We start from the raw sequence: 8,870 nt of genomic DNA on the forward strand, positions 1-8,870 counted from the left end.
GTGTTATTTGCGCATCGCCGGGCTCAAGCGCAGCATATCCAGCCCGGCATCAACCCATTTTTCACCGTCGCCAAGCAAGTCCACGCTTTCGGGTAGCAGCAGCCAGCGCCGGATCAGGCCGTCGATGTAAGAAAACATCGCAGCCGCCCCGCGCTCCACGTCCAACCCTTCGGGCAGTTGGCCACGGCGCACGGCATTGGCAAGGGCCAGGGTGATGCCTTTATGGCAATCCAGTACCGCCGCCTGGCGCTGCTGGCGGATTTCGCACATATCATCGGTGAACTCGCACTTGTGATGCAGAATCTCATTGATACGCCGGGTTCTGGCGTCGAGCACCAGCTCGTTGAACACCTGCAGCAACAGCTTGCGCATGCAGTCGAGCGGGTCCATTTCGTCTTCGCTCTCACTGGCGCGTGCAAGATGGTCATGGGTTTCGTGCAGGCTATCGAGCAACGCCTGCACCAGTTCGGCTTTATTATTGAAGTGCCAGTAGATCGCCCCGCGCGTCACACCCGCCAGTTCGGCGATGTCGGCGAGGGTGGTTCGCGCGACCCCGCGCTTGTAGAAAGCCTTTTCCGCTGCCTCGATGATCTGGGCGCGAGTTTCCTGGGCTTCCTCTTTGGTTCGACGGACCATGGCAGTACAACCTCATCTGGCCCACACGTGAGACTGCGTGCGGGAAGGCTCCGGGGCACCTCTGCTGGGGGCCTCACGGATCAAGCTAATCAAGGGCTGTAGTGGTAACGGAGTACAACTCAGCGGTATTTACAAACAACCATGAATGTAAGTATATTCCTTAGCAAGCTATTTATCCACCGGGTAACCTGTTATCCGGATCAAGACTCTTCCACTACTCTTGAGCGTCTCCCTGCTCCAGCGCCCCGAGGATACTCATGCAATTCAAGCCAGCCGTTACCGCTCTGGTTTCCGCCGTCGCCCTGGCAACCCTGCTCAGTGGCTGCAAGAAAGAAGAAGCGTCAGCGCCCGCAGCGCAGGCTCCTCAGGTCGGCGTCGTCACCCTTCAGCCCCAGGCTTTCACCTTGACCACCGAGCTGCCGGGTCGCACCACCGCCTACCGGGTTGCCGAAGTGCGCCCGCAGGTCAATGGCATCATCCTCAAGCGCCTGTTCAAGGAAGGCAGCGAGGTGAAGCAGGGCCAGCAGCTGTACCAGATCGACCCTGCGGTGTACGAGGCGAACCTGGCCAATGCCCAGGCCGACCTTCAGGCAACCCGCTCGCTGGCCGATCGCTACAAGCAGCTGATCGATGAACAGGCGGTTTCCCGGCAGGAATACGATGACGCCAACGCCAAGCGCCTGCAGGCAGAAGCGTCGCTCAAGAGCGCCCAGATCGACCTGCGCTACACCAAGGTCATGGCACCGATCAGCGGCCGTATCGGCCGTTCTGCGGTGACCGAGGGCGCGCTGGTGAACAATGGCCAGACCAACGCCATGGCCACCATCCAGCAACTGGACCCGATCTACGTCGACGTCACCCAGTCCACTGCCGAACTGCTCAAATTGCGCCGTGACCTTGAAAGCGGCCAACTGCAGAAGGCCGGCGATAACGCCGCCTCGGTGCAACTGGTGCTGGAGGACGGCAGCCTGTTCAAGCAGGAAGGCCGCCTGGAATTCTCGGAAGTGGCCGTGGACGAAACCACCGGCTCGGTGACCCTGCGCGCCATCTTCGCCAACCCTGACCACACGCTGCTGCCAGGCATGTTCGTGCACGCGCGGCTCAAGGCCGGCGTCAACGCCAATGCCATCCTTGCCCCGCAGCAGGGTGTAACCCGCGACCTCAAAGGCGCACCCACAGCGCTGGTGGTCGGCAAGGACAACAAGGTCGAGCTGCGCCAGCTCAAGGCCAACCGTACCCTGGGCAGCGACTGGCTGATCGAGGAAGGCCTGAACCCCGGCGACCGCCTGATCACCGAAGGCCTGCAGTACGTGCGCCCTGGCGTCGAGGTCAAGGTCAGCGACGCCACCAACGTCAAGAAGCCGGGTAGCCCTGAACAGGGCAACGCAGCGCCAGCTGACGCCAAAGCGGAGTAAACCATGTCGAAGTTCTTTATTGATCGCCCGATCTTCGCCTGGGTGATCGCCTTGGTGATCATGCTGGTCGGCGCCCTGTCGATCCTGAAGCTGCCGATCAACCAGTACCCCAGCATTGCGCCACCGGCCATCGCCATCGCCGTGACCTACCCGGGCGCCTCGGCGCAGACCGTGCAGGACACCGTGGTACAGGTAATTGAGCAGCAGCTCAACGGTATCGACAACCTGCGGTACGTGTCGTCTGAAAGCAACTCCGACGGCAGCATGACCATCACCGCCACCTTCGAACAGGGCACCAACGCTGACACCGCGCAGGTTCAGGTTCAGAACAAGCTGAACCTGGCCACGCCCCTGTTGCCGCAGGAAGTGCAGCAACAGGGTATCCGCGTCACCAAGGCAGTGAAGAACTTCCTGCTGGTGATCGGCCTGGTGTCCGAAGACGGCAGCATGACCAAGGACGACCTGGCCAACTACATCGTCTCCAACATGCAGGACCCGATCTCGCGGACCGCAGGTGTGGGCGACTTCCAGGTGTTCGGCGCCCAGTACGCCATGCGTATCTGGCTGGATCCGGCCAAGCTGAACAAATTCCAGCTGACCCCGGTGGACGTGAAAACCGCCGTGGCCGCGCAGAACGTGCAGGTTTCCTCCGGCCAGCTCGGCGGCCTGCCGGCCATGCCAGGTACCCAGCTCAACGCCACCATCATCGGCAAGACCCGCCTGCAAACCGCCGAGCAGTTCAAGAAGATTCTGCTCAAGGTCAACAGCGACGGCTCCCAAGTACGCCTGGGCGACGTCGCAGACGTTGGCCTGGGTGGTGAAAACTACGCCGTCAGTGCCCAGTTCAACGGCAAGCCGGCGTCGGGCCTTGCGGTCAAGCTGGCCACCGGTGCCAACGCCCTGGACACTGCCAAGGCGCTGCGCCAGACCATTGCCGACCTGGAGCCGTTCTTCCCGCCGGGGGTCAAGGCCGTATTCCCGTATGACACCACGCCGGTGGTCACCGAATCGATCAGCGGGGTTATCCACACTCTGATCGAAGCCGTGGTCCTGGTGTTCCTGGTGATGTACCTGTTCCTGCAGAACTTCCGCGCCACCATCATCACTACCATGACGGTACCGGTGGTGTTGCTGGGCACCTTCGGCATCCTTGCCGCAGCGGGGTTCAGCATCAACACCTTGACCATGTTCGCCATGGTGCTGGCCATCGGTCTGCTGGTGGACGACGCCATCGTCGTGGTCGAGAACGTCGAGCGGGTCATGTCCGAGGAAGGCTTGCCGCCCAAGGAGGCGACCAAGCGTTCGATGGAGCAGATCCAGGGGGCCCTGGTGGGTATCGCCCTGGTGCTGTCGGCGGTACTGCTGCCCATGGCCTTCTTCGGCGGCTCCACCGGGGTAATCTACCGGCAGTTCTCCATCACCATCGTCTCGGCCATGGGCCTGTCGGTACTGGTGGCGCTGGTGTTCACCCCGGCCCTGTGCGCCACCATGCTCAAGCCGCTGAAAAAGGGCGAGAACCACGTGGCCAAAGGTGGTTTCTTCGGCTGGTTCAACCGCAACTTCGACCGTAGCGTGAACGGCTACGAGCGCAGCGTGGGCGCCATCCTGCGCAACAAGATTCCGTTCCTGCTGGCCTATGCACTCATCGTGGTGGGCATGATCTGGCTGTTCACGCGCATTCCAACGGCGTTCCTGCCTGAAGAAGACCAGGGCGTACTGTTTGCCCAGGTACAGACCCCGGCCGGTTCCAGTGCCGAGCGCACCCAGGCAGTGGTCGACCAGATGCGCGAGTACCTGCTCAAGGACGAAGCCGACACGGTCTCGTCGGTGTTCACCGTGAACGGCTTCAACTTCGCCGGCCGTGGCCAGAGCTCGGGCATGGCGTTCATCATGCTCAAGCCGTGGGGTGAGCGTTCGGCCGAAAACAGTGTGTTCGGCCTGGCCGAGCGTGCCCAGCAGCACTTCTTCAGCTTCCGTGACGCGATGGTGTTCGCCTTCGCACCGCCTGCGGTGCTCGAGCTGGGTAACGCCACCGGCTTCGACGTGTTCCTGCAGGACCGTGGTGGCGTCGGCCACGCCAAGCTGATGGAGGCGCGTAACCAGTTCCTGGCCAAGGCGTCGCAAAGCAAGATCCTCGCCGGCGTGCGCCCCAACGGCCTGAACGATGAGCCGCAGTACCAGCTGACCATCGATGACGAACGTGCCAGCGCCCTGGGCGTGACCATCTCCGACATCAACAACACCCTGTCGATTGCCTTGGGCGCCAGCTACGTCAACGACTTCATCGACCGCGGCCGGGTCAAGAAGGTGTACATCCAGGGTGAGGCGAATGCCCGCATGAGCCCGGAAGACCTGCAGAAGTGGTACGTGCGCAATGGCGCAGGCGAAATGGTGCCGTTCTCCTCGTTCGCCAAGGGTGAATGGACCTACGGTTCGCCCAAGCTGTCGCGCTACAACGGTGTAGAGGCCATGGAGATCCTCGGTGCCCCGGCCCCTGGCTACAGCACGGGTGAGGCCATGGCCGAGGTCGAGCGGATTGCCGGCGAGCTGCCAAGCGGTGTCGGCTTCGCCTGGACCGGCATGTCCTACGAGGAAAAACTCTCCGGTTCGCAGATGCCGGCCTTGTTCGCCCTCTCGGTACTGTTCGTGTTCCTGTGCCTGGCAGCGCTGTACGAAAGCTGGTCGATCCCTATCGCGGTGGTGCTGGTAGTACCGCTGGGTATCATCGGTGCGCTGATCGCCACCAGCCTGCGCGGGCTGTCCAACGACGTGTACTTCCTGGTGGGCCTGTTGACCACCATCGGTCTGGCGGCGAAAAACGCCATTCTGATCGTCGAGTTCGCCAAGGAACTGCACGAACAGGGCCGCAGCCTGTATGACGCAGCCATCGAGGCCTGCCGCATGCGTCTGCGCCCGATCATCATGACCTCGCTGGCGTTCATTCTGGGCGTGGTACCGTTGACCATCGCCAGCGGCGCCGGGGCCGGCAGCCAGCACGCCATCGGTACTGGCGTGATCGGCGGCATGATCAGCGCCACCGTACTGGCAATCTTCTGGGTACCGCTATTCTTCGTCGCAGTGTCGTCGCTGTTCGGCAGCAAAGAGCTGAAAAAGGACGATACCCCTGAAACCCCACGTTATGAGGCTGGGCAATGACCAAGTCTTTGTTGTCCCTGGCAGTTACCGCTTTCGTACTTGGCGGCTGCTCGCTTATCCCCGATTACAAAACCCCGGAAGCACCGGTGGCTGCCCAGTGGCCGCAAGGCCCGGCGTATTCGCCAACCCAGTCGGCCAACGTTGCCGCCGCCGAGCAAGGCTGGCGTCAGTTCTTCAACGACCCAGCGCTGCAGCAGTTGATCCAGACCGCGCTGGTGAACAACCGCGACCTGCGGGTTGCAGCGCTGAACATCGACGCCTACCGTGCGCAATACCGCATCCAGCGCGCCGACCTGTTCCCTGCGGTGTCGGCCACCGGCAGCGGTAACCGCCAGCGCGTGCCGGCCAACATGTCGCAGACCGGCCAGTCATCCATTACCAGCCAGTACTCGGCCACGCTGGGTGTGAGCGCCTACGAACTGGACCTGTTCGGCCGTGTTCGCAGCCTGTCCGAACAGGCTCTGGAAACGTACCTGTCCAGCGAGCAGGCACGCCGCTCCACGCAGATCAGCCTGGTGGCCAGCGTGGCCAATGCCTATTACACCTGGCAGGCCGACCAGGCCCTGTTCAAGCTGACTGAGGACACCCTCAAGAACTACCAGGAAAGCTTCAACCTCACGCGTCGCAGCAACGAAGTGGGCGTGGCATCGGCACTGGACCTGAGCCAGGCACGCACCGCCGTCGAGGGCGCGCGGGTGAAGTATTCCCAGTACCAGCGCCTGGTTGCCCAGGATGTGAACAGCCTCACCGTGCTGCTGGGCACCGGTATCCCGAACAACCTGCCTGAGCCGCTCAAGCTGGATGCCGATCAGTTGGCCGACGTGCCGGCTGGCCTGCCTTCGGACCTGCTGCAGCGGCGCCCGGACATCCAGGAGGCCGAGCACCTGCTCAAGGCCGCCAACGCCAACATCGGCGCCGCGCGGGCTGCGTTCTTCCCGAGCATCAGCCTGACCGCCAACGCGGGCACGCTCAGCCCTGACATGGGTGGGCTGTTCAAGGGCGGTTCGGGCACCTGGTTGTTCCAGCCGCAGATCAACCTGCCGATCTTCAACGCCGGCAGCCTCCGGGCCAGCCTGGATTACTCGAAGATCCAGAAGGACATCAACGTCGCCAAGTACGAAAAGACCATCCAGACCGCCTTCCAGGAAGTCTCTGATGGCCTGGCGGCGCGCAAGACCTTCGAAGAGCAGTTGCAGGCGCAACGTGACCTGGTGCAGGCCAACCAGGATTACTACCGCCTGGCCGAGCGCCGCTACCGCATCGGCATCGACAGCAACCTGACCTACCTCGATGCCCAACGCAACCTGTTCAGTGCCCAGCAAGCGCTGATCGGTGACCGCCTTTCGCAGCTGACCAGCGAGGTCAACCTGTACAAGGCGCTGGGCGGCGGTTGGTATGAGCGCACCGGCCAGGCCAACCAGCAAGCGGCGGTGCAAACGCCCCAAGGCTGACGCCATTGTTTTACGCAGGCGTGGCGCCCGCCGCGCTTGCGTAAAACAATTAACTAACTGGAACATTCCGTTCGATTATCGCCCCATTCCGTCTGCGGCGAATTGCCTCTCCCCCGCACCACCCCGCACCATCTTCCCCACGCAACGTTGCCCCGGTTTACGGAATACCGACCGCCTCAGCCGGCATGCGCCTGCAAGGCACCGATTCGCCCATAAAAACAAGAGATCCACGACACATGAGCACTTTGCCACCCGCACGCCAGCTGCTGCCCGGCCTGTTGGCCATGTCCTGCGCTTTCCCTCTGTACGCCGCCGAAGGGGGGTTCATGGAGGACGCCAAGGCCACGCTCAACCTGCGCAACTTCTACATCAACCGCAACTTCGTCGACCCGGCACATGCTCAGGGCAAGGCCGAGGAATGGACGCAAAGCTTCATTCTGGATGCCCGCTCCGGCTTCACTCAGGGCACCGTCGGCTTCGGTGTGGATGTACTGGGGCTGTACTCGGTCAAGCTCGACGGTGGCAGGGGTACCACCAACACTCAGCTGCTGCCGGTGCACGATGACGGCCGCCCGGCCGACGACTTCGGCAGGCTTGGGGTAGCGCTGAAGGCCAAGCTGTCCCAGACCGAACTGAAAGTCGGTGAGTGGATGCCGGTGCTGCCGATCCTGCGCTCGGACGATGGCCGCTCGTTGCCCCAGACCTTCCGTGGCGGCCAGCTGACCTCGAAGGAAATCGCTGGGCTGACCCTGTACGCCGGGCAGTTCCGCGGCAACAGCCCGCGCAACGATGCGAGCATGGACGACATGTCGCTCACCGGCCGCGCCGCCATCACCTCTGACCGCTTCAACTTCGCCGGTGGTGAGTACACCTTCAACGACAAGCGCACGATGATCGGCCTGTGGGATGCACAGCTCAAGGACATCTACCGCCAGCAGTACCTCAATCTGGTGCACAGCCAGCCGCTGGGCGACTGGACCCTGGGTGCCAACCTGGGCTACTTCATCGGCAAGGAAGATGGCTCCGAGCGCGCCGGCAAGCTGGACAACCGCACCGCCTCGGCCATGCTCTCGGCACGCTACCAAGGCCATACCTTCTACGTCGGCCTGCAGAAGGTCAGCGGCGACAACGCCTGGATGCGGGTCAACGGCACCAGCGGCGGCACCCTGGCCAACGACAGCTACAACTCAAGCTTCGACAATGCCAAGGAGCGCTCGTGGCAGGTTCGCCATGACTTCAACTTCGCCACTGTCGGCGTACCGGGGCTGACCCTGATGAACCGCTATATCAAAGGTGACAACGTCACAGCGGGCCGTGTGGATGACGGCAAGGAATGGGCCCGTGAGACGGAACTCGCCTACGTGATCCAGGCCGGCACCTTCAAGGACCTGTCGCTGAAATGGCGAAACTCCACCATGCGCCGTGACTTCAGCACCAACGCGTTCGATGAGAACCGGCTGATCGTGAGTTACCCCCTCAACCTTCTGTAAACGCTTGGCTGCACAAGGCCCGCCCCGCTTGCCGGGTGCGGGCTCGCCATTCGTCTGGCTGATGATGGTGGAGCCTGGGGCTATCCTGAGCTATATCGGGAGCAACATCCCGATCAGGCACGACAGGAGGCACAACAATGAAAACCCTCGCCGAGCACCTGAGCCAGTACGCCAGCTACCACCGCGACCCGCGCAACATCGCCACCCATTTCATCGGCATCCCCATGATCGTGCTGGCCGTGGCCATCCTGCTGTCGCGCCCTGGGTGGGAGGTAGCCGGTGTATGGCTGTCCCCTGCCCTGCTCGCGGTGGTGGCTGCTGTCTGGTTTTACCTGCGCCTGGATATCCCGTTCGGCCTGGTGATGGGGCTGTTGCTGGGGCTTTGCCTGTGGGTAGGCCAGGCGCTGGCGGTGCAGGCTACCGCGGTGTGGCTTATGGCCGGCCTGGGTGCATTCGTGGTGGGTTGGGTGATCCAGTTCGTGGGGCATTACTACGAGGGGCGCAAACCGGCATTCGTCGATGACGTCAGCGGCCTGATCATCGGCCCGCTGTTCGTGGTGGCTGAAGCGGCGTTCATGCTGGGCCTGCGGTCATCCCTCAAGCGCAGCATTGATACGGATTGAGATTGCGTGAGGGCCGGCAGGGGCCTGCCTTGAGGTTTTTTTTGCCTGTGAGATCGAGCGCCGCCCGCGCGGCGCATCGCGAGCTTTGCTCGCTCCTAC

The 8,870-nt window shown here is 62.7% G+C and carries 6 protein-coding genes; 5 read left to right on the top strand and 1 reads right to left on the bottom strand.

All coding sequences use genetic code 11. The features are described 5' to 3' along the window. Positions 1-3: 3 nt before the first annotated feature. Complete coding sequence (gene ttgR, locus IAE38_RS21035) at positions 4-636, bottom strand: efflux transport transcriptional regulator TtgR (protein ID WP_201164042.1); 633 nt, start codon at positions 634-636, stop codon at positions 4-6. Positions 637-893: 257 nt separating this feature from the next. Here ttgR and IAE38_RS21040 point away from each other — a divergent pair, with 257 nt between their 5' ends. The 5 genes from IAE38_RS21040 (at position 894) to IAE38_RS21060 (ending at position 8,771) form a co-directional block, all read left to right on the top strand. Then, positions 894-2,051, top strand: a complete 1,158-nt coding sequence (locus IAE38_RS21040) for an efflux RND transporter periplasmic adaptor subunit (protein ID WP_028635106.1) — start codon at positions 894-896, stop codon at positions 2,049-2,051. Positions 2,052-2,054: 3 nt separating this feature from the next. Further along, positions 2,055-5,207 (top strand): multidrug efflux RND transporter permease subunit TtgB, encoded by a 3,153-nt coding sequence (gene ttgB, locus IAE38_RS21045; RefSeq protein ID WP_201219115.1) that lies wholly within the window; start codon positions 2,055-2,057, stop codon positions 5,205-5,207. Continuing rightward, positions 5,204-6,658 carry an AdeC/AdeK/OprM family multidrug efflux complex outer membrane factor gene (locus tag IAE38_RS21050; protein WP_201219117.1) on the top strand — a complete coding sequence of 485 codons (1,455 nt, stop codon included), beginning with the start codon at positions 5,204-5,206 and terminating at the stop codon, positions 6,656-6,658. Before ttgB ends, IAE38_RS21050 begins: the two co-directional genes overlap by 4 nt. A 236-nt stretch (positions 6,659-6,894) precedes the next feature. Further along, on the top strand, positions 6,895-8,148 hold the full coding sequence (locus tag IAE38_RS21055; RefSeq protein ID WP_060482464.1) for an OprD family porin: 1,254 nt from the start codon (positions 6,895-6,897) through the stop codon (positions 8,146-8,148). Between the two features lie 137 nt (positions 8,149-8,285). Further along, positions 8,286-8,771, top strand: coding sequence for an Mpo1 family 2-hydroxy fatty acid dioxygenase (locus tag IAE38_RS21060; protein WP_028635110.1), 486 nt, complete (start codon positions 8,286-8,288; stop codon positions 8,769-8,771). Positions 8,772-8,870: the final 99 nt, after the last annotated feature.

Origin of the sequence: Pseudomonas sp. S32 (genome assembly GCF_016648095.1) — a bacterium.
In the GTDB taxonomy this organism is placed as follows: Bacteria; Pseudomonadota; Gammaproteobacteria; order Pseudomonadales; family Pseudomonadaceae; genus Aquipseudomonas; species Aquipseudomonas parafulva.

What these genes read in the sequence shown, in the direction of transcription:
- ttgR (WP_201164042.1), bottom strand. Translation starts at nt 636, where the DNA reads ATGGTCCGTCGAACCAAAGAGGAAGCCCAGGAAACTCGCGCCCAGATC.
- IAE38_RS21040 (WP_028635106.1), top strand. Translation starts at nt 894, where the DNA reads ATGCAATTCAAGCCAGCCGTTACCGCTCTGGTTTCCGCCGTCGCCCTG.
- ttgB (WP_201219115.1), top strand. Translation starts at nt 2,055, where the DNA reads ATGTCGAAGTTCTTTATTGATCGCCCGATCTTCGCCTGGGTGATCGCC.
- IAE38_RS21050 (WP_201219117.1), top strand. Translation starts at nt 5,204, where the DNA reads ATGACCAAGTCTTTGTTGTCCCTGGCAGTTACCGCTTTCGTACTTGGC.
- IAE38_RS21055 (WP_060482464.1), top strand. Translation starts at nt 6,895, where the DNA reads ATGAGCACTTTGCCACCCGCACGCCAGCTGCTGCCCGGCCTGTTGGCC.
- IAE38_RS21060 (WP_028635110.1), top strand. Translation starts at nt 8,286, where the DNA reads ATGAAAACCCTCGCCGAGCACCTGAGCCAGTACGCCAGCTACCACCGC.